Source organism: Pseudomonas sp. PHC1, from assembly GCF_046487845.1.
In the GTDB taxonomy this organism is placed as follows: Bacteria; Pseudomonadota; Gammaproteobacteria; order Pseudomonadales; family Pseudomonadaceae; genus Aquipseudomonas; species Aquipseudomonas sputi.
Genome location: NZ_JBJXHJ010000016.1, coordinates 24,624 through 48,764 on the forward strand (window position 1 = coordinate 24,624; position 24,141 = coordinate 48,764).

Annotated in this window: 21 protein-coding genes and 1 pseudogene; 9 read left to right on the forward strand and 13 right to left on the reverse strand. The window is 62.0% G+C overall.

Features of this window, described 5'->3' with window-relative positions:
* Position 1: 1 nt before the first annotated feature.
* Genes ACKJSM_RS19205 through ACKJSM_RS19215 form a run of 3 tightly spaced genes read right to left on the reverse strand, consistent with a single transcriptional unit; the run spans position 2 to position 2,220 of the window.
* The gene (locus ACKJSM_RS19205) at positions 2-328 is read right to left on the reverse strand and encodes a DUF3325 domain-containing protein (RefSeq protein ID WP_410238562.1); all 327 of its coding nucleotides are present in this window, start codon (positions 326-328) and stop codon (positions 2-4) included.
* Positions 329-1,918, reverse strand: coding sequence for a PepSY-associated TM helix domain-containing protein (locus ACKJSM_RS19210; RefSeq protein ID WP_410238563.1), 1,590 nt, complete (start codon positions 1,916-1,918; stop codon positions 329-331).
* Positions 1,915-2,220, reverse strand: coding sequence for a DUF3649 domain-containing protein (locus ACKJSM_RS19215; RefSeq protein WP_410238564.1), 306 nt, complete (start codon positions 2,218-2,220; stop codon positions 1,915-1,917). Before ACKJSM_RS19215 ends, ACKJSM_RS19210 begins: the two co-directional genes overlap by 4 nt.
* A gap of 169 nt (positions 2,221-2,389) precedes the next feature.
* Here ACKJSM_RS19215 and ACKJSM_RS19220 point away from each other — a divergent pair, with 169 nt between their 5' ends.
* The 3 genes from ACKJSM_RS19220 (at position 2,390) to fecA (ending at position 6,234) form a co-directional block, all read left to right on the forward strand.
* Positions 2,390-2,884 (forward strand): sigma-70 family RNA polymerase sigma factor, encoded by a 495-nt coding sequence (locus ACKJSM_RS19220; protein WP_339485844.1) that lies wholly within the window; start codon positions 2,390-2,392, stop codon positions 2,882-2,884.
* On the forward strand, positions 2,881-3,810 hold the full coding sequence (locus tag ACKJSM_RS19225; protein WP_410238565.1) for a DUF4880 domain-containing protein: 930 nt from the start codon (positions 2,881-2,883) through the stop codon (positions 3,808-3,810). The genes ACKJSM_RS19220 and ACKJSM_RS19225 overlap by 4 nt, the downstream gene beginning before the upstream one ends.
* A 90-nt stretch (positions 3,811-3,900) precedes the next feature.
* Positions 3,901-6,234: a TonB-dependent Fe(3+) dicitrate receptor FecA gene (gene fecA / locus ACKJSM_RS19230; RefSeq protein WP_410238566.1), complete on the forward strand. Its 2,334-nt coding sequence runs from the start codon at positions 3,901-3,903 to the stop codon at positions 6,232-6,234.
* 70 nt (positions 6,235-6,304) lie between these two features.
* On the opposite strand, the gene ACKJSM_RS19235 is transcribed toward fecA, so the two are convergent.
* The gene (locus ACKJSM_RS19235; protein WP_339485849.1) at positions 6,305-6,712 is read right to left on the reverse strand and encodes an HPF/RaiA family ribosome-associated protein; all 408 of its coding nucleotides are present in this window, start codon (positions 6,710-6,712) and stop codon (positions 6,305-6,307) included.
* A 200-nt stretch (positions 6,713-6,912) separates the two neighbouring features.
* A complete protein-coding gene (locus tag ACKJSM_RS19240; protein WP_011332523.1) occupies positions 6,913-7,860 on the reverse strand; it encodes a LysR substrate-binding domain-containing protein in 948 nt (315 codons plus the stop codon).
* A gap of 135 nt (positions 7,861-7,995) precedes the next feature.
* Here ACKJSM_RS19240 and ACKJSM_RS19245 point away from each other — a divergent pair, with 135 nt between their 5' ends.
* The 3 genes from ACKJSM_RS19245 to ACKJSM_RS19255 all read left to right on the forward strand — a co-directional run bounded on the left by ACKJSM_RS19245 (position 7,996) and on the right by ACKJSM_RS19255 (position 11,255).
* Positions 7,996-9,372: an L-serine ammonia-lyase gene (locus ACKJSM_RS19245; RefSeq protein ID WP_410238567.1), complete on the forward strand. Its 1,377-nt coding sequence runs from the start codon at positions 7,996-7,998 to the stop codon at positions 9,370-9,372.
* Positions 9,373-9,435: 63 nt separating this feature from the next.
* On the forward strand, positions 9,436-10,737 hold the full coding sequence (locus tag ACKJSM_RS19250) for an HAAAP family serine/threonine permease (RefSeq protein WP_410238568.1): 1,302 nt from the start codon (positions 9,436-9,438) through the stop codon (positions 10,735-10,737).
* 200 nt (positions 10,738-10,937) lie between these two features.
* A complete protein-coding gene (locus ACKJSM_RS19255; RefSeq protein WP_410238569.1) occupies positions 10,938-11,255 on the forward strand; it encodes a DUF3509 domain-containing protein in 318 nt (105 codons plus the stop codon).
* Here the strand turns inward: ACKJSM_RS19255 and ACKJSM_RS19260 are convergent.
* Positions 11,252-11,752, reverse strand: a complete 501-nt coding sequence (locus ACKJSM_RS19260) for a phosphate-starvation-inducible protein PsiE (protein WP_007957255.1) — start codon at positions 11,750-11,752, stop codon at positions 11,252-11,254. The genes ACKJSM_RS19255 and ACKJSM_RS19260 overlap by 4 nt on opposite strands.
* Positions 11,753-12,045: 293 nt before the next feature.
* On the opposite strand from ACKJSM_RS19260, the pseudogene ACKJSM_RS19265 reads away from it, so the two are divergent.
* Positions 12,046-12,303, forward strand: a pseudogene (locus ACKJSM_RS19265) (YebG family protein); the annotation flags it as partial.
* A gap of 153 nt (positions 12,304-12,456) precedes the next feature.
* Here ACKJSM_RS19265 and ACKJSM_RS19270 read toward each other — a convergent pair.
* Positions 12,457-13,476, reverse strand: coding sequence for a Glu/Leu/Phe/Val dehydrogenase dimerization domain-containing protein (locus ACKJSM_RS19270; RefSeq protein ID WP_410238570.1), 1,020 nt, complete (start codon positions 13,474-13,476; stop codon positions 12,457-12,459).
* A gap of 184 nt (positions 13,477-13,660) precedes the next feature.
* Between ACKJSM_RS19270 and ACKJSM_RS19275 the strand changes: the two genes are divergently transcribed.
* Entirely contained in the window at positions 13,661-14,464 is an 804-nt protein-coding gene (locus ACKJSM_RS19275) for a SirB1 family protein (protein ID WP_039769388.1), read from the forward strand.
* On the opposite strand, the gene ACKJSM_RS19280 is transcribed toward ACKJSM_RS19275, so the two are convergent.
* From ACKJSM_RS19280 to hmgA, 4 genes are all read right to left on the reverse strand, one after another.
* Complete coding sequence (locus tag ACKJSM_RS19280) at positions 14,388-15,785, reverse strand: MFS transporter (RefSeq protein ID WP_236178186.1); 1,398 nt, start codon at positions 15,783-15,785, stop codon at positions 14,388-14,390. The genes ACKJSM_RS19275 and ACKJSM_RS19280 overlap by 77 nt on opposite strands.
* 81 nt (positions 15,786-15,866) lie before the next feature.
* On the reverse strand, positions 15,867-16,505 hold the full coding sequence (gene maiA / locus ACKJSM_RS19285) for a maleylacetoacetate isomerase (RefSeq protein ID WP_410238571.1): 639 nt from the start codon (positions 16,503-16,505) through the stop codon (positions 15,867-15,869).
* Between the two features lie 12 nt (positions 16,506-16,517).
* Positions 16,518-17,822 (reverse strand): fumarylacetoacetase, encoded by a 1,305-nt coding sequence (gene fahA, locus ACKJSM_RS19290; protein WP_410238572.1) that lies wholly within the window; start codon positions 17,820-17,822, stop codon positions 16,518-16,520.
* A 3-nt stretch (positions 17,823-17,825) separates the two neighbouring features.
* Positions 17,826-19,121, reverse strand: a complete 1,296-nt coding sequence (gene hmgA / locus ACKJSM_RS19295; RefSeq protein ID WP_236178183.1) for a homogentisate 1,2-dioxygenase — start codon at positions 19,119-19,121, stop codon at positions 17,826-17,828.
* 163 nt (positions 19,122-19,284) lie between these two features.
* On the opposite strand from hmgA, the gene ACKJSM_RS19300 reads away from it, so the two are divergent.
* Positions 19,285-20,067, forward strand: coding sequence for an IclR family transcriptional regulator (locus ACKJSM_RS19300; protein ID WP_236178182.1), 783 nt, complete (start codon positions 19,285-19,287; stop codon positions 20,065-20,067).
* Positions 20,068-20,071: 4 nt separating this feature from the next.
* Here the strand turns inward: ACKJSM_RS19300 and ACKJSM_RS19305 are convergent, their stop codons facing one another.
* Positions 20,072-22,618 carry a LuxR C-terminal-related transcriptional regulator gene (locus ACKJSM_RS19305; RefSeq protein ID WP_410238573.1) on the reverse strand — a complete coding sequence of 849 codons (2,547 nt, stop codon included), beginning with the start codon at positions 22,616-22,618 and terminating at the stop codon, positions 20,072-20,074.
* A gap of 139 nt (positions 22,619-22,757) precedes the next feature.
* Positions 22,758-24,125: a DUF1329 domain-containing protein gene (locus ACKJSM_RS19310; protein WP_236178180.1), complete on the reverse strand. Its 1,368-nt coding sequence runs from the start codon at positions 24,123-24,125 to the stop codon at positions 22,758-22,760.
* Between the last annotated feature and the right edge of the window lie 16 nt (positions 24,126-24,141).

Genomic DNA, 24,141 nt, shown 5'->3' on the forward strand with positions numbered 1-24,141 from the left:
GTCAGTGCAAGGCCCATGCAGCGACCGGGCTGGCGAGCAGGCTCAACCCGGCCATGGCCAATGCCAGGCGCGGGCGATAGGGCAACAACAGCACCAGCGTCAGCGCACTGAGCATCAACACCGCGCACCAGTCGACCAGACCGAAACTCCAGCCCTTCCTGGCAACCGCCGCCCACAGCGACAACCCCAGCAACAGCCAGCCCGAAAGTTTCAAACCCTGCCGACGGCGGGCCGAAGGCTTTTGACCCAGCAGCTCTTCGTGATGCCGAGGCATCGCCAGACACAGCGCCGTAAAAGCGCAATAACAGAGCAACAGCGGCAGCAGCATTCAGTTCGCCCCTTGCTCAAGGGTGATCGGCCGGGCGTTTTCGCGGGCTGTTTTTTTCACGCTGACGGTGTGTCCGGCGCGCTGCATTTTCCGCGCCGCCCAGGCGAGGAAGAGGCCGCTGCCCAGACACGTCAGGTCGAAACCGGCCAAGGCCCAGTCACCTTCGGGCACTGTCACGCCGAGGTGGTAAGAAGAGGTCAAGCCATTAAGAACCGGCACCGCGACAAACAGCGCGGCTCCGAGCGACAACTGTTCGACCCAGGCCTTGCGCCCCGGACGCCACATTGCGTGCACCACACTCAAACCCCAGGCGATGAAGAACCCGTTCACCTCCCAATCGGCACGCCCGGCCAGATTCACCGGCAGCAGACGATTGGCCCAGAAGAACACGGCGACCGCCGCCACCAGTCCGGCCATGCTGGCAATGTTCAGCACTTCCACCAGCCGCAATTCGAACGGCATCACACCGCTTTTGGCGTGTTTGAGCTGGCGCTTGCCGAGCCAGATCACCAGACCGGTGCCGATCATCGCCGTGCCCGCCAGACCGCAGATGAAATACAGCCAACGCAACACCGGCCCGGCAAAGTGCCCCATGTGCAAACCGTAGAAACTGCCGGCAATCGCCATTGCCATCGGCTGTTCCGGCGGGGTGCCGATGATTTGCCCGCTGACGCCATTGAAGGCCACCGCGCTGCCGGCATCGTTCACCACCCGGTCGGAACCCGCGCGGGACATCACCACCGAGGCGTTGGCATCGCCCGGATTGTTCACGCTGATACGCCCGACACGCCCGCCCGACCACTGCTCACCGGCCGTCAGCAACAGGGGCGCCAGCGGTGCCAGTGTCGCCGGTTGACGGGCAGGCTCAGGAACATTGGAGGCGGGAAACACCTCGTCGTAAAACGCCCGGACGTTGTTGCCGTACGAAGCCAGAATGCTCGCCGGCATCACCATCGACATGAAGATCACCAGACTGCTGTAGGTGATCATCAGATGAAACGGCAGCACCAGCACGCCCACCGCGTTGTGGCCGTCGAGCCACGAACGCTGGCCCTTGCGCGGACGGAAGGTGAAGAAGTCCTTGAAGATTTTCTTGTGGGTGATGATCCCGGTGATCAAGGCGACGAACATCACCATTGCGGCGATGGTCGAGAGCCAGCGGCCCCACGGATAAGGCATTTGCAACTGGAAATGGAAGCGGTAGAAGAACTCGCCGCCCAGGCTTTCCCGGGCCTGCACTTCGGCGCCGGTTTGCGCGTCGAGGGTCTTGCTGATGAACTGACCGCGCTCGCCAGGCTTGGCCGGGGCCTGTTGCCAACGCACACCCAGGCCAGGGTCGCGGGCATCAGGCAGGTCGATCAACCAGCGTGAAGCGCCGGCCGCGTGCTGTTGCAGGTAAGTCTGCGCCAGGGTCAGGCTGGCCTCGGCATTCAACGGGCGGGCGGGGATTTCCGGCTGCATCCAGTGACTGATTTCGTCCTTGAAATAGGCCAGGGTTCCAGTCAGGAAAATCGCGAACAACAGCCAGCCGAAGACCAGCCCGATCCAGGTGTGCAGCCAGGCCATCGCCTGCCGGAAACCCTCTTTCATGCCAGACCCAGACCGCGCGCAGCTCCGGAAACGGTGGCCAGAATCACGCTCGGCACCAGCAGACCGACCCACGCCGACCACGCCGTGCGACAGGCAAAACACCAGAGCACCGCCACCAGATAGACCAGAAACGAAACGGTCATGCCGGTCACCACCGCCTCGGCGCGGCTCAGCGGCAGCCACAGCGTCAGCGCGACACTGGCCAGCGCCGCGACCAGATAGCCGCCGAACACCGCCGCGAGCACTCGCGAAGTGACGGACAGACGATAGGACATGGGAAGTGTGGCGAGTTTGGCTTTCATGTTTCGACCCTGAAACGGTTAACGCTCGGCCAACACGCCGAACGACAGGCGAGCAATATTAATGATAAATATTCTCATACGCAAAAGAGTCTGATTGCCGACCATCACTTGCAACCCTACAATGCGAACAATTCTTGTTCTCTAACGCATCCCACATGCGCCCGGAGTAATGCCGTTGTCGTCTGTCCATCCCGTCGAATCGCTCTATCAGGCCCACCACAGCTGGCTCACCGGCTGGCTGCGGCGCAAGCTCGGATGCCCGGACAGCGCCGCCGACCTGGCCCAGGACACCTTCATCCGGGTACTGACCGCTCGCGAACCGCCAGTGATCATTGAACCGCGCGCATTCCTCACCACCCTGGCCAAGCGCGTGCTGTTCAATCATTACCGCCGCCAGGATCTGGAGCGCGCCTACCTCGACACCCTCGCGCAGATGCCGGAAATGGTCGCGCCTTCGGAGGAAGAGAAAGCGATCATCCTGCAAACCCTGATGGAGCTGGATCAGTTGCTTGATGGCCTGCCGCGCACCGTCAAACGGGCATTTCTGCTGGCGCAGGTCGATGGCCTGACCTATCCGCAGATCGCCGCCGAACTGGGCATTTCGGTGGCCACGGTCAAACGTCATCTGAATAAAGCAGCGATGCGCTGCTACTTCGCCCTGTGAACCCGCCGATGGATTTTTCCGCGCAGGTCGCCGAACAGGCGGTGCACTGGTTGCTGGAAATGCAGCAGGGCCCGCTGAACCCGCGCCAGCAACAGGCCTGGCAGCAATGGATCGACGCCCACAGCGAACACCGCCGGGCGTGGGAGCACATTCAACGGGTCAACTCGCGGCTGCGCGGATTGTCGTCGCCACTGGCCCACGCCGCGTTGAATGCGCCAACGTCCGGCAGTCGACGTCAGGCCCTGAAATTGTTGCTGATTCTCGGCGCGGGCTCGGCGGTCACCTGGGGCATACGCGAGCACAATCCGTTGCCGTCGCTGCTGGCCGATTACCGCAGCTCCGTCGGTCAACGACGCAAGATTTCGCTTGGCGCCGGCGGCCAGTTGCAGCTCAACACCGCGAGTGCGGCGGATGTCCGGGGCGATGGTCTGATCCGTCTGCTCGAAGGCGAAATACTGCTCACCGCCACCCGGTCTTTCGAAGTGCAAACCGCCCAAGGCCTGCTGAAAACCCAGGGCGCACGGATCAACCTGCGGCAGTTTGCCGACCGTACGCAAGTTGCATTGTTTGAAGGCCGGGTCGAACTGAACGCACAAGGTCGCGCGCCGATGCTGCTGCCGGTCGCCCGACAACTGAGTTTCAGCACCGCCGGTGTCAGTGCTGCAAAACCGCTGGACGCCAACAGCGGCGCCTGGGCGGATGGAATGCTGGTGGCCGCGCACATGCGCCTGGGCGACTTCCTCGATGAACTCGGTCGCTACCGTCGCGGGCAGCTCCATTGCGATGCGAAGGTCGCTGACCTGCTGATCTCCGGAACTTACCCACTGGACGACAGCGAGCGGATTCTCGACCTGCTGGAAATCAGCCTGCCGGTAAAAGTGAAGCGTTTTACTCGTTACTGGGTGACGGTCGAAGCCAAGGCTTGATCAGCCGTAAAAATAAATGAGCCGTTTTTCAGATCTGGCGTGACAGAGAAGGAAAGCCCCCTTGATTCAACCTTCTCAGGACCGACCTCCATGCACCCCACCCGCCTCACGCCGCTGGCCCGAACCCTGCGCAACCTCGTCCTCGGCGCCAGCCTGAGCTTCAGTGCCCTGCCCTTTGCGCTGGCCGCCGAAACCAAGGCTTATCACATTGCCCCATCGTCGCTGGAAAACGCGCTGAACCAGTTCGGCCGTGAAGCCGGTGTGCTGATTTCGTTCGGCTCGCAAATCACCAGCGGTGTGCAAAGCCGTGGTCTGGAGGGCAACTACACAGCGGAGCAAGGTCTGAATGCACTGCTTGAAGGCACCGGCCTGCAAGCCCGCGCCGAGGGTGGCAATGCCTTCAGCCTGCAACCGTCGAACGACGGCGCCCTGGAGCTGGACACCTCGAAAGTGGTCGGCGACTGGCTCGGTGAGGCGGCGCAGATCAACGTCTTCGAACATCCCGGTGCCCGTGACGTGATTCGTCGCGAAGAGTTCGAACGCCAGGGCGCGACCCAGGCCCGCGATGTGCTCAACCGCATTCCCGGGGTCAACGCCCCGGAAAACAACGGCACCGGCAGCCACGACATGGCGCTGAACTTCGGCATTCGCGGCCTCAACCCGCGTCTGGCCGCACGTTCGACGGTGTTGATGGACGGCATCCCGGTGCCGTTCGCGCCTTATGGCCAGCCGCAGTTGTCGTTCGCGCCGATCAGCATGGGCAACATGGATGCGGTGGACGTGGTGCGTGGTGGCGGCGCCGTGCGTTACGGTCCGCAAAACGTCGGTGGCGTGGTCAACTTCGTGACCCGAGCGATTCCTGACGAGCCGACCGTAAAAGGCGGATTCCAGACCGAAACCAGCCCATCGTCGAGCCATGACGGCTTCAAGACCAGCGCCAACCTGCTGGCCGGCGGCACCCATGCCAATGGCCTGGGCGGCGCGTTGCTGTACTCCGGCACTCGCGGTGGCGACTGGCGTGAGCACAGCGATACAGAAATCGACGACCTGATCCTCAAGGGCAAATACCAGCTCGACGACGCCAACAGCTTCAACGCCATGGCCCAGTATTACGAAGGCAAGGCCGACATGCCTGGCGGCCTGAATGTCGCCGATTACGATGCCGATCCGTATCAGTCGACCCGGCCGAAAGACCAGTTCTGGGGCCGTCGCACGATGTTCAATGTCGGCTATCGCTATCAGGAAGATCGCCGCGAATTCACCGCCAATACCTTCTTCACCAAGACCCTGCGCAGCGGTTATCTGGACCAGGGCACCTTCCTCTCGCTGTCGCCGCGCGAATATTGGGTTCGCGGTCTGGAAACCCGCTTTGCCCAGGGCTTCGACCTCGGCGCCACCAGCCATGAAGTCGGCGTCGGGTATCGCTACATCAACGAAGCCGGCCACGAACTGCGCTATCGCACGCCGATCAGCAGCAACGAGTATCCGACCACCAACAGCCGCAATGACCGCGACACCCGTGGCGGCACCGAGGCCAATGCGTTTTTCGTCGATGACCGGATCGACATCGGCAAGTGGACCATTACGCCGGGCGTGCGCTACGAGATGATCGAATCGCAACAGACCAACAACCTGACCAACGTCAAATACAAGGGCGACTACAACACCGCGCTGCCGGCGCTGAACGTGCTGTATCACCTGACCGATCGCTGGAACCTGTACGCCAACACCGAAGGCTCCTTCGGCAGCGTGCAATACAGTCAGATGCCCAACCGCGTGAGCAGCGGCGAAGTGAAACCGGAGAAGGCCCGCACCTGGGAAGTCGGCACCCGCTACGACAACGGTGCACTGCGCGCGGAAATCGGTGCGTTCCTGATCAACTTCGACAACCAGTACGAAAGCAACCAGACCAACGATTCGGTGATCGCCCGTGGCGAAACCCGGCATCAGGGCATCGAAACCAGCGTCAATTACGCGCTCGACGATTTGAGCCCGGCGCTGGCCGGCTTCGATGTCTACGCCACTTACGCCTATGTCGACGCGACCATCCGCGAAGACGGGCCGAACAAGGGCAATCGTGTGCCGTTCTCGTCGAAACACAAAGGCACGATCGGCGTCGGTTATACCGAAGGCCCGTGGAAACTCAACCTGGACAGCAGCTTCCAGAGCGACCAGTTCGCCGACAACGCCAACACCTCGAAAGAAAGCGCCGACGGCAGCACCGGCAAGATCCCCGGCTACATGCTGTTCAGCAGCCGCGCCGGTTATGATTTCGGCCCGCAACTGTCGGATCTGAACGTGGCGGTGGGGGTAAAGAACATCTTCAATACCCAGCACTTCACCCGCTCGTTCGATGACAACAACAAGGGCAAGTATGTGGGTGAACCGCGCACGGTGTATGTGCAGACTTCAGTGGCTTTCTGACTCTGCTGAAAACAGAAAGGGCCTGCACTTGCAGGCCCTTTCTCATTGGGTGGCTTGGAAAATCAGCGCATCAACTGTTGATCGCTGCCTGTTCGTTCTCGTCAAACTCTTCCGCCAACAGCTTGTCGCTGGCTTTGCTGGTGAATGGCACCACAGCGGCTCGCGGTTTGCCGCGCAGTTTGCCAAAAAGATGCTCCAGCGCGTGCTCCAGTTTCTCGGCGGCGCCATCGATCGCCTGCTCCAGCGAATCGGCTTTGTGGGTGACGGAAATCGGTTGATGGCCTTTTGGCCGCGCTTCCAGCTGGCAGCGCAAATCATGAGGACCTGGTTTGTCACCGTTCTCGTCGCTCAGATGGACTTCGACACGGGTCAGGTCTTCCTCATAACGGTCGAGCGTGCTCTCAATGGTGGTGCGTACCCACTCCTCCAGTCGTTTGCTGCTTTGAATATGGTTGTCGCTGTTGACTTGGATTTGCATAGTTCATCCCTTATTTCAGCTAGCTCGCAAGAGGCCTGGAACAGGATTTCGTGACCCCTTGATTACAACAATCGGCCCGCCGGACGAACATTTCAACCCCTTAAAAAAGATAAATATTCATTCGCAAAAAAAGCCGGACAACCGAGTAAGGCGCTGGTAAGGTCGGGAGTTGGGTCGCCCCGCCACCCCGAAAAACCTGCTCACAATTGGCCATCACCCAACGGGTGCAGGCTGCGAAAGATCCCCGCCTCTTCCACCAGCCAGTCATGCACCGCCCGCACGCCCGGATGGCTCAGCGCCCCCGGCGCATAGAGCAAGACATAACGCTTGTGATTGGGCACCGAAATCCCGAACGGCACGATCAGCGTCCCCCGCTCCAGCTCGTCGTTGAGCAGCGTGCGCCGGGCAATCGCCACGCCCATGCCGGCAATCGCCGCTTCGATGGTCAGGTGGTTGCGATTGAACGTGTGCCCGCGCCGCACATCCGCGCCCTCGAAACCGATGGCATTGAGATAAAACTCCCACTCCGCATATTCATAGCTGCCGCGCCAGGCGGTGATGTCGTGCAGCAGCGGGAAATGCACCAGATCCGCCGGCCCGTGCAGCGGCGGCCGTCCACGCAACAGGCCCGGCGCGCACACCGGGAAAATCTGCTCGTCAAGCAAGGCTGTGGATAACAGTCCCGGATAACTGCCGTCGTTCAGGTCGATGGCCAGGTCGAAATCCCCTTCATGCAACGGCACGCTGCTGTCCTCGGCCACCAGCCGCAACTGGATGTCCGGGTAACGCTGTTGCAGGCGTGGCAGGCGCGGGGTCAGCCACTTGCTGAGGAACGACGGAATCGAACGAACCCGCAGAATCCCGCTGATCATCCCCGCATCCAGGCGACGCAATTCCGCGTCGATGCTGCCGTAAGCCTCGTTGACCGTGATCGCCAGTCGCTGCCCCTCCGCACTCAACTCCACGCCCCGCGCACGGCGGTGAAACAGGCGAAAACCCAGCCGCTCTTCCAACTGTCGGATTTGCTGACTCACCGCTCCCGGCGTGATGTGCAGTTCCTCGGCACAGCGGGTGAATGACAGGTGCCGCGCGGCACAGGAAAACACCTGCAGCCAGACGTAAGTCTGGGCATGCAATTGACGGCTCATGGTTTAGTCCTGCTAAAGGCTTACTTAGGAAGTTTCGTTAGTCACGTTGAAGCGAGGTAGGCAGTATCGCCGACATTGCGCTTGTCCTACAAAAAATGGCAGCGATTCCTACTCCATTGCTTGTAAGGGTTTAGCATGGCTATCAGTGTTTTCGATCTATTCAAAGTCGGCATCGGTCCCTCCAGCTCCCACACGGTAGGCCCGATGCGCGCCGCCGCGACCTTCGCCCGAGCCCTGATCGATCAGCATTTGCTGAACGATGTGCAGCGGGTGGAAATCCGTTTGTACGGCTCGCTTTCGGCCACCGGCGTCGGCCATGCCACTGACCGCGCAACGGTCATGGGGCTGATGGGTGAATGGCCGGACAGCATCGATCCGTCGACCATCGAGCCACGCATCCAGCAACTGCGCGAGACCGGCCAGCTCTCTCTGGCCGGGAAACGTTCGATTGCCTTCAACTGGCAGTACGATCTCCTGCTGCTGGACGAGAGCTTGCCCTACCACCCCAACGCCATGTCGCTGACAGCCTTCGGTGCATCCGGCCCATTGTTCGAGCAGACGTACTACTCGGTCGGCGGCGGTTTCATCATCGAAGCGGCCGAAGCCGAATCCGGTGCAGCGCCGGCCGGCGACGTCGCGTCGCCCTACGAATTCTCCAGCGCCGTCGAACTGCTGGCGCTGTGCAAGCAGCACAACCTGCGGGTGTCCGAACTGATGATGGCCAACGAACGGGCCTGGCGCAGCGACGCCGAGATCCGTCAGGGCCTGTTGCACATCTGGTCGGTGATGCGCGAGTGCGTCGAGCAGGGCCTGCGCCACGAAGGCGTCCTGCCTGGCGGTCTGAATGTTCCCCGTCGCGCTGCGAAATTGCACCGCAGCCTGTTGGAAATCGGCAAGCCGAACGTCATCAGCTCGACCCTGTCGGCGATGGAGTGGGTCAACCTGTTCGCCCTCGCCGTCAACGAAGAAAACGCCGCCGGCGGGCGCATGGTGACCGCGCCGACCAACGGTGCCGCCGGAATCATCCCGGCCGTCCTGCACTACTACATGAAATTCAATCCGGACGCGTCGGACGATGACGTGGTCGCGTTCTTTCTGGGCGCGGCAGCGGTCGGCATCCTGTGCAAGAGAAACGCTTCGATTTCCGGCGCCGAAGTCGGTTGCCAGGGCGAGGTCGGTTCGGCGTGCGCCATGGCCGCTGCGGGCCTGGCCGATGTGCTCGGCGCCACACCTGAGCAACTGGAAAACGCCGCCGAAATCGGTCTGGAACATAACCTCGGCCTGACCTGCGACCCGGTCGGCGGCCTCGTGCAGGTGCCGTGCATCGAGCGCAACGCCATCGCCGCGGTGAAGGCGATCAACGCCACGCAAATGGCCCTGCGCGGCGACGGCAAACACTTCATTTCCCTCGACCGGGTGATCCGCACCATGCGCGATACCGGCGCCGACATGCATGACAAATACAAAGAGACTTCACGGGGCGGCCTGGCCGTGAGCTGGGTGGAGTGCTGAGGAGCGCTCCCTGACCGCCCGTAACACGTGAGCCCGAGCAAGAATAATAACGAGGCAAAAACGATGACCGATGTACGTACACCTGCTGCCGAAAATCCTGCTGCAGATCGCACACGCAACAACGAAACCGCCCACAAGGGCTGGAGCAAATTCGACACCACCTGGATGCTCGGCCTGTATGGCACCGCCATCGGCGCCGGCACCTTGTTCCTGCCAATCAACGCCGGTGTCGGCGGCTTCTGGCCGTTGCTGATCCTGGCGTTGCTGGCCTTCCCGATGACCTTCTTCGCGCACCGGGGCCTGACTCGCTTCGTGCTGTCGGGCCGCTGCGGTGACATCACCGAAGTGGTGGAAGAACACTTCGGCATCGGCGCCGGCAAGCTGATCACGCTGCTCTACTTCTTCGCGATCTTCCCGATCCTGCTGGTGTACAGCGTGGCGCTGACCAACACCCTGAGCAGCTTCCTCGAACACCAGTTGCACATCGCCCCGCCGCCGCGCGCGGTGCTGTCGCTGGCGCTGATCCTCGGTCTGATGGCCATCGTCCGTTGCGGTCAGAGCGTGATCGTCAAAGCCATGAGCGTGCTGGTGTATCCGTTCGTGGCCGCGCTGTTGCTGCTCGGCATCAGCCTGATTCCGAACTGGAACGGCGCGTTCTTCGCCAGTGCTCAAGAACCGATGGAAATGTCGGTGTTCCTCAAGACCCTGTGGCTGGCGATTCCGGTGATGGTGTTCTCGTTCAACCATTCGCCGATCATCTCCGCGTTCGCCGTCGAGCAGAAACAACGCTACGGCGAGCAGGCCGAACGCAAGAGCAGCGGCATCCTTGCCATGGCCCACGGCATGATGGTGGTGACCGTGATGTTCTTCTGTTTCAGCTGCGTGCTGGCGCTGTCGCCGGCGGACCTGGCAGCGGCCAAGGCGCAGAACATCTCGATCCTGTCGTACCTGGCCAACCACTTCCAGACCCCGGTCATTGCTTACGCTGCGCCGCTGATTGCGCTGGTGGCGATCACCAAGTCCTTCCTCGGCCACTACATCGGCGCCAGCGAAGGCTTTCAGGGCATGATCGTCAAAAGCCTGCGCAGCCGTGGTCGGGTGATGCCGGCGAGCTGGCTGAACCGTGCGACCGCGCTGTTCATGATCCTCAGCTGCTGGGCCGTGGCAACGTTCAACCCGAGCATCCTCGGCATGATCGAAACCCTCGGCGGGCCGGTGATTGCCTGCCTGCTGTTCCTGATGCCGATGTACGCGATCCGCCGCGTGCCAGCTTTGCGCCAGTATTCGGGCCAGGCGTCCAACGTGTTCGTGGTGCTGATCGGCCTGATTGCACTGTCAGCGATCATCTACTCGGTTCTGCCCTGAAACGGGCCGCCAATGAAGAAGGCGAACCACGGGCTCGCCTTCTTTTTTGGCCGGTTTCATTGTTCGACAATATTCCCGGCATGTCCCTTGCTACATCGCTGAAGGAGACAGGACCACGGAAAGGCCGATGGTCAGGTTTGGCGAACCAACCCGATCAAGGCCGGTCAACAACTGCACGTTCAATCAGGCGGTGACGCATCATGGACAATCCTTTTCAGATCATTACCGATGCTTTCGCGCCGGACTATCAGATCAATCTGAGCATTCAGGGGCTCGACGGCAGCATCATGCTGACCCTCTCCAACAGCGGGCGGATCGTCGCCAAACGGATGATCAGCGCCGAACAGCGCAATGATCCCAAGCGCCTCAAACGCCTGGTGCAAAGCATTCAGTTCGGCATCGCCATCGAGCAGGGCCACAGCGCCATGGCGATCCTCGATGCCATGACCCGCGGCGACGGAATCACTCCGCCACCGCGTCAGATCAAACACCTGCCCGGATCATCTGCCGGCCTTTAGAGTTCGCCCTTCTCCACTTCCGGATGTTCACTGGAACCCGTGCCGATCTTGCGGTGCGGGTTCTCGATTTTCACCGAAGGGAATTGCGACGAGGCGTAACGCACCACCAGGATCGAGAACGCCAGCAGCAGAATTCCGCCGCACAGGTAAATGATGCCCATGTCCGGCGGATTGTGGTGCGAGACGTTGGAGATCAGCAGCCGCGTCAGTGCCGTAATCGCCACGTAGATCAGGAAGCGCACCGGCATGTGGTTGGTCTTGAAATAAATCCCGACCATCGCCCCCAGTTCCAGATAGATGAACAGCAACAGAATGTCATCGATCTTGATGTGCCCTTCCTCGAGCATCCCGAGAAATTCCATCACCGCCGCCCAGGCGGTCACCGCACCAATGGCGAACAGCGCCAGGTAGTGGAAAGTCTCGACGAACAGGTTGCCCAGGGACTCGGCCAGTTGATGCACGTTTTGCCGCAGTTTCTCGGCCCAGTTGATTTTCACGATGAAGGTTCCTTAGCCCGGTTCGAGCGGATGTTGCGCGTTGGACGTGACGGTTATTGCGCACGTACGCAGATGCATGCAGAAAAGAGGCCACGCCATCATGGCGAGCTGCCGCGAAACCCGCGCCGTGGCGTTTGGTCGCACCTGTGCGCAGGCGTCGGGCTGACAAAATACGAATCCGGTCTACATTGAAATGCCACTACCCAAAGCGCAGGGATTCGCTTATCCTTTTCGCTGTATATCGATACAGTAGTCGCAAAGACAACTTAATGTGAAGGCATGTGAGGTGGTGAATGGCCGTCGAAGTGGTATACCGCAGCAGCCGAGATCTGGAGCGCTTGTTCATGGATAAAGCCGAAGCTGACCGTCATGACAAAATGCTCGAACTGGCCGAACTGTTGGCCGAAGTGCTGGAAAAAGCCGTTCCTTCGTTGAGCGAGCAGCAAGTGGAAGAAGTCGGGATCTTCATGGCAAAGAACCGCGATGTGTTCGCCCGGGCGTTCAAGAGCCAGCCTGATGCCCTGTCGGAGCTGATCAACGCACCGGCTGCACCGGTTATGGCAACCGAAACGGCAGACGCGGCTGAACCGGCAGAACCGCCAGCCAAACCCGCCAAAGTGGCGAAGGCTGCGAAATAAGCGACACTTGAATTGAATAGCCCCTGAGTTGAAAGACTCAGGGGCTTTTTCATGTCCGGACAAATCTCAGCGGTACAACACTTTCTCTGCCAACTCGTCCGCCACCCGTGCCGGTGAACGCTTTTCCGCCTGGGCATGGGCGAAGACTTCGGTCAATCGCGAACTGATCTTCGACAGGTGCGCTGTGATGGTGGTCAGCTCTTCGCCACGGTGCTTGAGGGAAACGTAGATCAACCCGCCGGCATTGATCACGTAATCCGGCGCATACAGGATGCCGCGCCGTTCCAGTTGATCGGCGACGTCCAGGTGCGTCAGCTGATTGTTGGCCGAGCCCGCCACCGCCGAGCAGCGCAACTGGGTGACCGAGTGGCTGTTGAGCACCCCGCCGAGACCGCACGGCGCGAGGATGTCGCACGGCGTGCTGAGCAATGCGTCGTTGGCAATCGGGTGGGCGTTGAGCTGCTCCATCGCCAGTTGCACTTTGCCGTGGTCGATGTCGCTGACCAGCAGTTCGGCACCGGCGGCGTGCAACTGTTCAGCCAGGGCGTAACCGACATTGCCCAGTCCCTGAATCGCCACGCGCAAGCCTTCGAGGTTGTCGCTGCCCAACCGCGCCATGGCCGTGGCGCGAATCCCGGTGAACACCCCCATCGCCGCATGCGGCGCGGGGTCGCCGGCCGAAGTGGTGCTGGTGACATGCTGGGTCTGCTGGGCGATGCAATCCATATCCGCCACAGAGGTGCCGCTGTCGATGGCGGTGATGTAGCGACCGTCCAGCTGATCGATGCAACGCCCGAAAGCCTCGAACAATGCGGCGCGGTTTTCCACATGGGCCGGCCGCACGATCACGGCCACCCCGCCGCCCTGGGCGAGGCCGGCCAGCGCAGCCTTGTAGCTCATGCCCTGAGCCAGGCGTATGGCGTCCTCGACTGCGGATTCGTCGTTCGGGTAGGCAAGATAACGACACCCGCCCAGGGCGGGCCCAAGGCGACTGTTATGAATGGCAATGACCGCCTTCAATCCGGACACCGGATCAACGCTAAGGTGCAGCGATTCCAGGCGAGTGCTTTGCATGAGAGCGAACATCGGCAGGCTCCCGAATCACTTCTGGTAGACGCCAGTATAGGCTTGCGCCTGAAAATTGCTGAAGCGCGCCGGAATAAGCACCGTCACCCGTCAGAGGGTTGTGGCATAACCCGATGGCAGAGCGGCCCGGCACTGGACGAATGGCAAAGACGGGGCTAAAACGAGGCATGCCCCGGAGATTGAGATGAGCCCGCGCCAACGTTTCTTCGAATGTCTGCACCGTTCACCGCCCGCGCTGTTCGAAGCCGCGTTGTGGATGGCCGCCGAACACGACAAACAAGCCGATCCCGAAGCGCTGTTGCAGGACTTCAAGGAGCTGCAACAGCGGGTCAGCTATGGTTTGCCGTTGCTGCCGGTCAGCGAACTGGCGCAACCGCTGCTGCGGCGCATGACAGATCTGGGTTTTGCCCAGGATGATTTCATACCGCTGCGCCCGCAGGCCGCGATGGTGCACAAAGTCATGCAGACCAAACGCGGCCAGCCGCTGGCGCTGGCACTGATCGCTCTGGAACTGGCCCGGGGCCTGGAGATTCCACTGGTGGGCGTCAACTTCCCCGGGCATTTCCTGCTCAAGGTTCCCGGGGCCGATCACCTGCTCGATCCGTGCGGTGGACGGCGCCTGTATCCGAACGACTGCCGCGAACTGCTGCATCGCCAGTACGGCCACCAGATGAAACTCAGCGCCGATCACCTGCTGACTGCCGAGCCGGTGCAGATGCTTCAGCGTCTGTCACGCAACCTGCGTCAGTTGCACCTGACCCACGACGACTTTATTGCGGCACTGATCGATGCCGAGCGCGTGCTCGAACTGGGCAACGCCAGCGCCGCCGACTACCTGGCGCGGGCCAGTCTGTACCAGCGCCTCGATTGCCCGAACGCCGAGCGTTTCGATCTGGAGCACGCACTATTACTCAGTGACGACCCGATTCAGCGACTTCGACTGACGGAACGGCTGGGGCATCTGCCGCCGAACTCAGTCGTCCACTGAACAGGGCAGTGGCTGGCGAACGCACCTGAATGATCAGCAACGCCGCAATCACCGCCGGGATCGCGCAGAAAAAGAAAATCTGCTCCACCGGAATGTGCATCGCCAGCAACAGGCTGCCGAACAACGGCCCGAGAATCGACCCGAACCGCCCGACGCCCAACGCCCAACCAGTGCCGGTGGCGCGTACGTGGGCCGGATAGAAATTGCTGGCAAACGCATTGAGCGTCAGTTGCCCGCCGATGATGCAGAACCCCGCCGCGAACACACAAGCCACCAGATAACGCGGGTTGTCGTGATTCAGGCCCAGCAGGATCGTGCACAGCGCCGCGCCGGCCAGCACGCCGGACAACAGGCGCACCTTGCTTTTCAACCGGTCGGCGAACCACGCCATGCAGATCGCCCCCAGCGTGCCGGCGAACAGGAACATCGACGTCACCAGGTTCGCTTCGTTGAGTTTCAGGCCACTTTCCAGCAGCAACGACGGCAGCCAGCTGATCATGAAATACAGCAGGATCAGGCTGACGAAAAACGTGGCCCAGATCAGCAAGGTCGGGCGGGCGTAACCATTGCGGAACAACTCCACCACGGTCAGTTTGCTGCCCTGCTCACGCTCGTTCTGCTCGACCGATGCGGCGGGCGGTTGCCAGTCCGGCAGCATCCGCGCGGTGACCTTGCGCAGGCGCGCATACGGTGGAGCGTCACGCAGCAGCCGTGGCAAGGATTCCGGCAGCATCCACCAGAGAAACGGGAACAACAGCAGCGGCGTGACACCGCCGGCGAGGAACACCGCTTGCCAGCCGAACCGGTCGATAAAACCGGCCGCGACAAAACCACCCGCCGCCCCGCCGAAGGAAAAACCGCAGGCCGCCAGCGTCACCATCAGCGTGCGCAGGCGTGGCGGCGAATATTCCGACATCAACGCCATGGCGCTGGGCATCGCACCGCCCATGCCGATGCCGCAGATGAAGCGCGCGATCATCAGGGTATTGAGGGAATCGGCGAACACCATCAGCACCGTGAGGCTGGCATAGATCAGCACGCAGGCGAGCAGAATCCGCCGTACGCCGAAGCGATCGGCCAGCGGCGTCACAGCAAGGGAGCCGAGGGTGAGCCCCAGCAGGTTGGCGCTGAACACCGGGCCGAACGCGGATTTTTCCAGGCCCCAGTCCTGCGCCAGTGCCGGCACCACGTAACCGAGCACCTGGGCGTCATAGCCGTCGGTGACCAGCAGCAAGGCGAGAAGCATCAGGAGCAACCACTGAAAGCGGGACACAGGACGGGCGTCGAGTGCCGCCCGAAAGCTGGCAATCTGGTTGTGCATCGCAAGGTACCTGTTTTGTTTTTATGATTTTTTGCGGGTAACCGGATTGGCTCCCGTGCGCCGCGCGGGAGCCATCCAATGCTACTTCGGCGTGTCCGGCTGATTCGCCGGATGCGCCGCAATGAAGGCCGGATGCTCAGCGGCCAACGCGGCCACCCGACGAATCCGTGGATACGCCTCCAGCGAAACGCTGAACCGCTCGGCCGCGTACAGTTGTGGAATCAGGTACACGTCCGCCACGCACGGCCATTCGCCGAAACAGAAGCCGCTGTCGCCGATCAACTGCTCCACCGTCGCCAGCCCCTGACTGATCCAGTGGCCGATCCACTCGTTCACCTGCGCCTCGTCATGCCCCAGACCGCGCAGGCGATTGAGCACACTGACGTTGTGCAGCGGATGCACGTCGCAGCCAATCACCGCCGCCACGCCACGCACCCGGGCGCGGGCAACGAGGTCTTCGGGGAGCAACGGCACCTGTGGATAACGTTCTTCCAGGTACTCGATGATCGCCGGCGACTGAATCAGCAACTTGCCGTCGTCAGTGCGCAGCGCCGGCACCCGGCCCTGGGGATTGATCGCCAGGTACGCCGGTTGCCGATGCTCGCCACCGGGCGGCGCGATCAGGTTGACCGGCAACGCCTGGTAGTCGAGGCCCTTGAGTGCCAGCGCGATCCGCACCCGGTACGACGAGGTGGAACGGTAATACGTGTAGAGATCCATGCGCCGCTCCTGTCAGCGTGCCGCCAGCACGGTGCCACGGCATTCGCCGAAGCCGATCGAAGCAAAACCTTCGCGGGCACAGCGGGCGCGCAGGATGATTTCGTCGCCGTCCTCAAGGAATTTGCGCACTTCGCCGGACGCCAGTTCGATCGGCTTTTTTCCGCCCTCGGTGATTTCCAGCAGGCTGCCGAACTGACCGCTTTCAGGGCCGGACAAGGTGCCCGAACCGAACAGGTCACCGGCCTGCAACTGGCAACCGTTGACGCTGTGGTGCGCGACCATTTGCGCGACCGTCCAGTACATGTAGCGGGTATTGCTCAGGGTCAGGCGATGGGCCGGCAGGTTCTGCTCGCGCATTTTCTCGGTGAGCAGCAGCACTTCCAGCTCGATGTCGAAGGCTCCGCCATCCTGATCGCGTTTGTCGAGCAGGTACGGCAGCGGCTGCGGATCGCCTTGCGGGCGCGGCGGTTGCGCGGTGCGGAATGGCGCCAGCGCTTCGGCAGTCACCACCCACGGCGAGACGCTGGTGATGAAACTCTTGGACAGGAACGGGCCGAGCGGCTGGTATTCCCAGGCCTGGATATCACGGGCCGACCAGTCGTTGAGCAGGCAGAAACCGGCGATGTGTTCAGCGGCGTCACCAATGGCAATCGGCTCGCCCATCTCGTTGCCCTGACCGATCCAGATCCCCAGTTCCAGCTCGTAGTCCAGACGTGCGCACGGGCCGAAGGTCGGCTCGGTCGCCCCGGCCGGCAACGTCTGGCCTTTCGGGCGGCGCACGTCGGCACCGGAGGCGCGCACGGTCGACGCGCGACCGTGGTAGCCGATCGGCACATGTTTGTAGTTTGGCAGCAGCGGGTTGTCCGGGCGGAACAGTTTGCCGACGTTCTGCGCGTGCTCGATGCCGACGTAGAAGTCGGTGTAATCACTGATGCGCGCCGGCAGGTGCAGTTGGCAATCAGCGGCCAGTGGCAGCAGTTTTGCGCCCTGGGCTTCAATGGCGCCGCGATGGGTGCTGCCTTCGCTGAACAGTTCCAGCAGGCGTTCGCGCAGGGCAACACGGGCGTCGCGGCCGAGCTCGAAGAAGGCGTTCAACTGACCGCCGTGCATGGCTTCGACCGCACTGCGCGCGGCGCCGTCGAACAGCCCGGCCTCCAGCGCCACTTGCAGATCGAAGATGTGTTCGCCAATCGCCACGCCGGCACGCGGTGCCGAATCGTTGTTGCTGAACACGCCCAGCGGCAGGTTCTGCAACGGGAAATCCGCGTGACCGTTGGCCGAGGCGACCCAACTGCGGGTGATGGAAGTCTGAGTCATGGGTTATCTCCGGGTCGGGTCGAACGTGGCGGGCAGCGTGGCCCAGCAGGCGTCGTAAGTGGATTGCAGTTGCGGACAGTCGAGGGCGAAGCGGCTGGGGCGCAGCACCTGGCTGGTCTCGAACATGAAGGCCATGGTGTTGTCGATCTTCGCCGGCTTGAGGTCCGCGTTGATGGCTTTGGTGCAGGTCTCGCCGTCCGGGCCGTGAGCGCTCATACAGCTGTGCAGGGACGCACCGCCAGGCAGGAAACCTTCGGCCTTGGCGTCGTACTCGCCCTGGATCAGGCCCATGAATTCGTTCATCAGGTTGCGGTGGAACCACGGCGGACGGAAGGTGTTCTCGGCCACCATCCAGCGCGGCGGGAAGATCACGAAGTCGAGGTTGGCCAGACCGTGGACGCTGGTCGGCGACGTCAGCACGGTGAAGATCGACGGGTCCGGGTGATCGAAACTGACGGTGCCGATGGTGTTGAATCGGCGCAGGTCATATTTGTACGGCACATTGTTGCCGTGCCAGGCGACCACGTTCAGCGGCGAGTGATTGAGTTCGGTGCCCCACAACTGGCCGAGGAATTTCTGCACCAGGGTGGTCGGTTGCTGCAGGTTTTCGTAAGCGGCGACCGGGGTCAGGAAGTCCCGCGGATTGGCCAGGCCATTGCTGCCGATCGGTCCAAGGTCCGGCAGGCGCAGTGGCGCGCCATGGTTTTCGGCGACATAACCGCGTGCTTGCGGATCAAGCAGTTCGACGCGGAATTTCAGACCCCGCGGCAGCACGGCGATTTCCAGCGGCGCCACTTCCAGCACACCCAGTTCGGTGGCGATGCGCAGGCGCCCCAGTTGCGGCACCAGCAGCAGCTCGCCGTCGGCGTTGAAGAAAACACGCTCCATCGACCGGTTGGCGCAATAGTGGTAGATGCTGATCCCGGCCGGTTTTTCGGCAGCGGAGTTGGCCGCCATGCTCACCAGGCCGTCGATGAAATCGGTCGGCTCGGTCGGGAGGTCCAGCGGGTTCCAGCGCAGGCGATTGGGGGTCACTTCACCCAACGGGCCGCCCGCCAGTTGCCGCTCCAGTTTGACGAATGCCGGGTGATTGGCCGACGGCTGGATCCGGTACATCCAGGTACGCCGCGCTTCGCTGCGGGTCATGGTGAACGCAGTGCCGGAGAACAGTTCGGTGTACAGACCGTACGGGGCTTTCTGCGGGGAGTTCTGGCCGACGGGCAGTGCGCCGGGCAACGCTTCGGAGCTGAATTCGTTGCCGAAACCGGACTGGTAAGCCAGGGCTGAATCGAGGTTCATGGAGCCTCCTGAACAGGGCGTCGGCATGGCCGGACACTCTGGATCGGAGGTCTTGGCACGCCGGGGTTATTTTTATCGTAATGCGATTACGCATAACGTAATTTGCTCACTCACCAGCGTCAAGCTATAAAGACGCCCATTCGTTCCGGGACACGGCAACACCATGGAAAAAACCAGCGACAGCAATGGCAAACAGAAAGTCCGCTCCGCCGAAGTGGGCACCGACATCCTCAAGGCCCTGGCCGAGTTGTCGCCGTCCACTTCACTGTCGCGTCTGGCCGAACATGTGCAGATGCCCGCGAGCAAGGTTCACCGTTATCTGCAGGCGTTGATCGCCAGTGGTTTCGCCGAACAGAACACCGCCACCAACCACTACGGCCTCGGCCGCGAAGCGCTGCGCGTGGGCCTGGCCGCACTCAACAGTATGGACGTGCTGAAAATCGCCGCCCTGCCCCTGGCCGAACTGCGCGACGAACTCAACGAAACCTGTTTCCTGGCGGTGTGGGGCAATCAGGGCGCGACCGTGGTGCACATCGAACCGGCGGTGCGTGCGGTGACGGTGGTGACGCAACTGGGCTCGGTATTGCCACTGCTCAGTTCCTCCACCGGCCTGGTGTTCGGCGCTTATCTGCCGCACCGGGAAACCGACGAATTGCGCGAGCAGGAAATCGCCAGCGGCGGCCATCCGCTGGCAGACGAAACAGCTTATGCCGCATTGTGCGAACAGATCCGCGAACGCGGTCTGCATCATGTTCACGGCTTGCTGATGCCGGGCGTCGATGCCCTGTCGGCACCGGTGTTCAACGCCCTCGGGCAGGTCGCGGCGGTGTTGACCATCGTCGGCCCGACCTCGCTGTTTCACGCCGACGAAAACGGCCCGGCGGCGCAGCGGTTATTGGCTGCGACGCGGGCCGTGAGCTGGCGGATGGGGTATCAGTCAGCGTGAGTGTTCATCGGCATAAACCGAGCATTCTCGCCCGCGCTACGGCGTGAGTCCTGCGCTCGACACCCAGTTTTGCGTGAATGCGCCGGACATGCGTTTTGACCGTGTGCAACGAGATGAACAACGTGTCCGCAATTTGCTGGTTGGAGCTCCCCGACGCGATCAATCCAAGCACCTGCGACTCTCTCAAACTCAGTGAGCCTTCGTTATCCCCGTCATCTGCGAGTGAAGCGGCAAGCGTTGAACCGGGCCATAGGTTCAGCGCCTTCTGATCAAACTTCATCGACAAACGCTGCAAATTGAAATGCCTGGCCAACGTTCGCCCGTTGTCGAAGTAGCCCCGGGCAGACTCCAGATCATCGAGCGTCCAGGCCACCTCGCTCATTGCCAACAGCAACTCGGCTTCAAGCACGACCATCCGGTTGGCATGAGCGTGCTCGAGCAAAATCTGCAGATGCGCCATCGGCTGCCGTGCCTGACCCAATCGGATCTCGGCCAGAATCAGCAAACACTCGATGCGCGGAATCAGTTCCAGCGTTGCCGGCGGGGCCTGCCGTGAGCGCGGGCCACGATAGTGCCTGAGCACTCGACTCAATGCTTCGCGAGCCAGTTCGGGCCGTCCTTGTTGCAGCCAGAATTCACTGCTGACCTGCAACAGAACGCCGCGATAAACCGTGTCCGGAATCTGCCGCTGTTGCATGAGCCGCTCAGCATCACGCAGACGCATGAACGCCTGTGGATAATCACCTTGATCGGCCGCCAGTTGGGCCTGGCCCAGGAAGCCATAAAGCACTCGCTTGTCAAAGCTGCGCAGGCAATCGTCGAGCCCTTGTTGAAACAACTCGGCCGCCCGGTCTTGCTGCCCCATGCTCAATGCCAGCCGCCCACGACGCAGGGCAATACGCCCCAGCAACGGCGTCGGTCGCTCGACAGACGCACCGAGCATGTCGCACAGATTGACCAGCAATTCTTCGGCGCGAGCCGATGCGCCTCGCTGCTCCAGCAACTGGGCGTGATCCAGTTCCAGCAACGCCTCGAACAGCAACGAACCCTCCGCCCGGGCCAGGCACAGCGCTTCACGATTGATCGAATGAGCCAGCTCCAGGTCACCGCACAGCAACGCCTGCTGAGTGCGGCCCGACAGGCACAGCAGACGCGCGGTCCACGCCTGCGGCGACAGATCGTTCAAGGCTTGCTCGAAATGTTCGCGCGCCTCCTCCATCCGCCCTTGCAGATGCAACAGCCAGCCTTGCTGCGCCTGCCAGCGGGCGATCAGTTGCCGTTGCTGTTCCGCCGACCGGGGCGGTAGAAAACGCGCCAGTTGCCCGATGCAGTCCGCCGCCTGGGCAAATCGTCCGGCGAACAGCAGCGCCGCTGTGACCAGTCCGACCAGTTGCGCCGAACCCAACAGCAGTTCCTCGCCGCGTTGCTCGTAGAGACGCAACAACAGCACGACCGTCTGCTCCTCGAACAGATGCTCGAAACTGAAGTGCTGCAGCAGGCTCACCGCGACCTCGTACTCTTCAGCCAGCAACGCCTGTTCGAAGGCGCATTTCCAATGCTGTCCGGCGGCAAACCACTGACAGGCCCGGCGATGCCAGGAACGTCCAGCCGACCAGGGTTCATCACGCATCAAACGCGACAGCGCAGCGCACACCTGCAACCAGTCCGGCGACCCTTGCCAGGGCTCGATAAAACACCCGAGTGTTTGCAGGGTGCGCATCCACTGCGCCCCTTCGCCGACACCGAACAGGTGATCGCACAGACTGGCGTTGAACCGCGGCAGATGCGCCAGCACTCGCCAGGCCTCGGCCAGCTCCGGGGTCAAACCACTGAACAGTTCGTGTTGCAGGTAGTCCAGCAGGGTGTCCATGCGTTGCTGCGGCAAAGTCTTTTGCGACCAGTCACACTTTTGCATCAACAGCATCCGCACCCCGGCACACCAGCCGCCGCTGCGCTGATGTATCCGAGCGGCCACCTGGTCGGCCTGGACGGATGGCAGGTGACGCAACAGTTGCGCGATCTCGCCGCGACTCAACGCCAGCGCCGCGCTTTCACACTCGTACAAGGCGTCATCGAGCAACAGGCGCGGCCAGTTGCATTGCGGGCGCCGACGCGTACCGATCCACCAGGTGACGGCGGGACTGGCGAGCGCCAGCATGCGGTCGAGAAGCGCGTCCAGCGCGGGGTCTTCAACACGGCAGTAATCGTCGAGAAACACCCACACCGGCGAGGACCGACGCGCCAGCCAATGCAGCAGCGACGACTCATCCGCAGCTGCCAGCCCGAGTGCCTGCGCCAGCCGCTCGCAAAATGCCGGGACACTGATCGACAGGCCTGCCAGCGGCAGCCAGCACACCGTACATTCGGCGGGCGCCTGCAACTGGCACTCGGTGAACAGCGTGCTTTTGCCACTGCCGGCCGGTGCGCAGATCAGCCGGACCCGTGCCGAAGACTCGAGCAGCGATGCAGTCAGACGTGAGCGTGGAAGATGATGAGCGGAGAGTCTGGGCAAGAATCCCGGACGATCCGCAGCGTAGGTCATGGCGGTCATCGGCTGCGCCTTTTTATCGTTGTACGCTCACCCTAGCCCTGTCGCCGCCGCTTGTTGACGAGTATTCAGTACGCTGATTGGCGCCCATAAAAAAGGCGACCGTGCGGTCGCCTTTTTGCCCGCCCGTGTATTGCAACCTTTACCGTACGCCTTCCGAACGCAGGGCCGACGGGGTGTAATCGGCGGCTTTGGCTTCAAAGCCGAATTCGAAGCTGTGCTTCTCTTCGTTCTTCATCCCCAAGGCAATGTACCGGCCGGCGATGATGTCGTAGAGCGCTTCGAGGGTGTAGGCCTGGGTCTGGTGATCGTAGTAGTACTGAGCGTGTCCCTCAGCCACTCGCCACAGCTGTCCGCGACCGTCGTAGTGATCGGCCAGCGCCACTTGCCAGCTGTCCTCGTCGATGTACATGTGGCGTTTGGCGTAGATGTGTCGCTCGTTCGGTTTCACCGTGCCAACCACTTCCCAGACCCGGTGCAGCTCATACCGCGTCAGGTCCTGGTTGATGTGCCCGGCCTTGACGATGTCGTCGTACTTGAGGCTCGGCGAATCGAGCTTGTAGCTGTTGTAGGGAATGTACATTTCCTTCTTGCCGATCAGCTTCCAGTCGTAGCGGTCCGGGGCGCCGGAGAACATGTCAAAGTTGTCCGAGGTGCGCAGGCCGTCGGCCGCAGTGCCGGGCCCGTCATAGGCCACTTGCGGCGCACGGCGCACCCGGCGCTGGCCGGCGTTGTAGATCCACGCCAGGCGCGGCTCCTTCACCTGATCGAGGGTCTCGTGCACCAGCAGCACGTTACCGGCCAGACGCGCCGGGGCAGTGACCGACTGCTTGAAGAACGTCAGGACGTTGGCGGCTTTTTCCGGATCGAGCTCCTTCATCAACTGCGGAACGGCGATCTCTTCTTCGAAACGGATCGGCGTGTAGCTGCCGTTGGTCTGCGGGGTCACTTGAGTGATGATCCGCCGCAGATTGCCGCCGTGATAACGGGTGATGTGGTTCCACAGCACCTCGACGCCATTCTTGGGAATGGGGAATGCGTAGTAACGGTTGCCGGTGAAGTTGGCCAGGCCGTTGCCATCGTTGATGCTGGTGACATTGAGCGCACTGCGCTTGGCCGACTCGTAGATTTCCGGCGGTACGGCCACGGTGCGATGGGTCGGGTAGACCGGGATCCTGTAGGTTTCGGGGTAACGCTTGAACATCGCCACCTGGCCGTCGGACAGCTTGTCCTTGTACTTGTCGACGTTGGCAGCGGTGATGGTGAACAGCGGTTTTTCGCTGGCGAACGGGTCAGCCAGAAAGCCCTTGCTGTCGACCGCGCCGGCGTTTTTCGGGATACCGCCGGTCCAGGCCGGAATCGATCCATCGGCATTGCCGGCCTTCTCGGCCCCCAGCGGCGTCAGGCTGGTGCCGAGCTTGTTGGCTTCTTCCGGCGACACCGCCGCGATCACATTGGCGGCCAACAGGCTCAAGGCCAGGACACCGCATTGCAGAATCATCTTGCGCATTGCATTCATCCTTCTC

Coding starts and splice junctions, on each gene's coding strand:
- ACKJSM_RS19205 (WP_410238562.1), bottom strand. CDS start 328: ATGCTGCTGCCGCTGTTGCTCTGTTATTGCGCTTTTACGGCGCTGTGT.
- ACKJSM_RS19210 (WP_410238563.1), bottom strand. CDS start 1,918: ATGAAAGAGGGTTTCCGGCAGGCGATGGCCTGGCTGCACACCTGGATC.
- ACKJSM_RS19215 (WP_410238564.1), bottom strand. CDS start 2,220: ATGAAAGCCAAACTCGCCACACTTCCCATGTCCTATCGTCTGTCCGTC.
- ACKJSM_RS19220 (WP_339485844.1), top strand. CDS start 2,390: ATGCCGTTGTCGTCTGTCCATCCCGTCGAATCGCTCTATCAGGCCCAC.
- fecA (WP_410238566.1), top strand. CDS start 3,901: ATGCACCCCACCCGCCTCACGCCGCTGGCCCGAACCCTGCGCAACCTC.
- ACKJSM_RS19235 (WP_339485849.1), bottom strand. CDS start 6,712: ATGCAAATCCAAGTCAACAGCGACAACCATATTCAAAGCAGCAAACGA.
- ACKJSM_RS19240 (WP_011332523.1), bottom strand. CDS start 7,860: ATGAGCCGTCAATTGCATGCCCAGACTTACGTCTGGCTGCAGGTGTTT.
- ACKJSM_RS19245 (WP_410238567.1), top strand. CDS start 7,996: ATGGCTATCAGTGTTTTCGATCTATTCAAAGTCGGCATCGGTCCCTCC.
- ACKJSM_RS19250 (WP_410238568.1), top strand. CDS start 9,436: ATGACCGATGTACGTACACCTGCTGCCGAAAATCCTGCTGCAGATCGC.
- ACKJSM_RS19255 (WP_410238569.1), top strand. CDS start 10,938: ATGGACAATCCTTTTCAGATCATTACCGATGCTTTCGCGCCGGACTAT.
- ACKJSM_RS19270 (WP_410238570.1), bottom strand. CDS start 13,476: ATGTTCGCTCTCATGCAAAGCACTCGCCTGGAATCGCTGCACCTTAGC.
- ACKJSM_RS19275 (WP_039769388.1), top strand. CDS start 13,661: ATGAGCCCGCGCCAACGTTTCTTCGAATGTCTGCACCGTTCACCGCCC.
- ACKJSM_RS19280 (WP_236178186.1), bottom strand. CDS start 15,785: ATGCACAACCAGATTGCCAGCTTTCGGGCGGCACTCGACGCCCGTCCT.
- maiA (WP_410238571.1), bottom strand. CDS start 16,505: ATGGATCTCTACACGTATTACCGTTCCACCTCGTCGTACCGGGTGCGG.
- fahA (WP_410238572.1), bottom strand. CDS start 17,822: ATGACTCAGACTTCCATCACCCGCAGTTGGGTCGCCTCGGCCAACGGT.
- hmgA (WP_236178183.1), bottom strand. CDS start 19,121: ATGAACCTCGATTCAGCCCTGGCTTACCAGTCCGGTTTCGGCAACGAA.
- ACKJSM_RS19300 (WP_236178182.1), top strand. CDS start 19,285: ATGGAAAAAACCAGCGACAGCAATGGCAAACAGAAAGTCCGCTCCGCC.
- ACKJSM_RS19305 (WP_410238573.1), bottom strand. CDS start 22,618: ATGACCGCCATGACCTACGCTGCGGATCGTCCGGGATTCTTGCCCAGA.
- ACKJSM_RS19310 (WP_236178180.1), bottom strand. CDS start 24,125: ATGCGCAAGATGATTCTGCAATGCGGTGTCCTGGCCTTGAGCCTGTTG.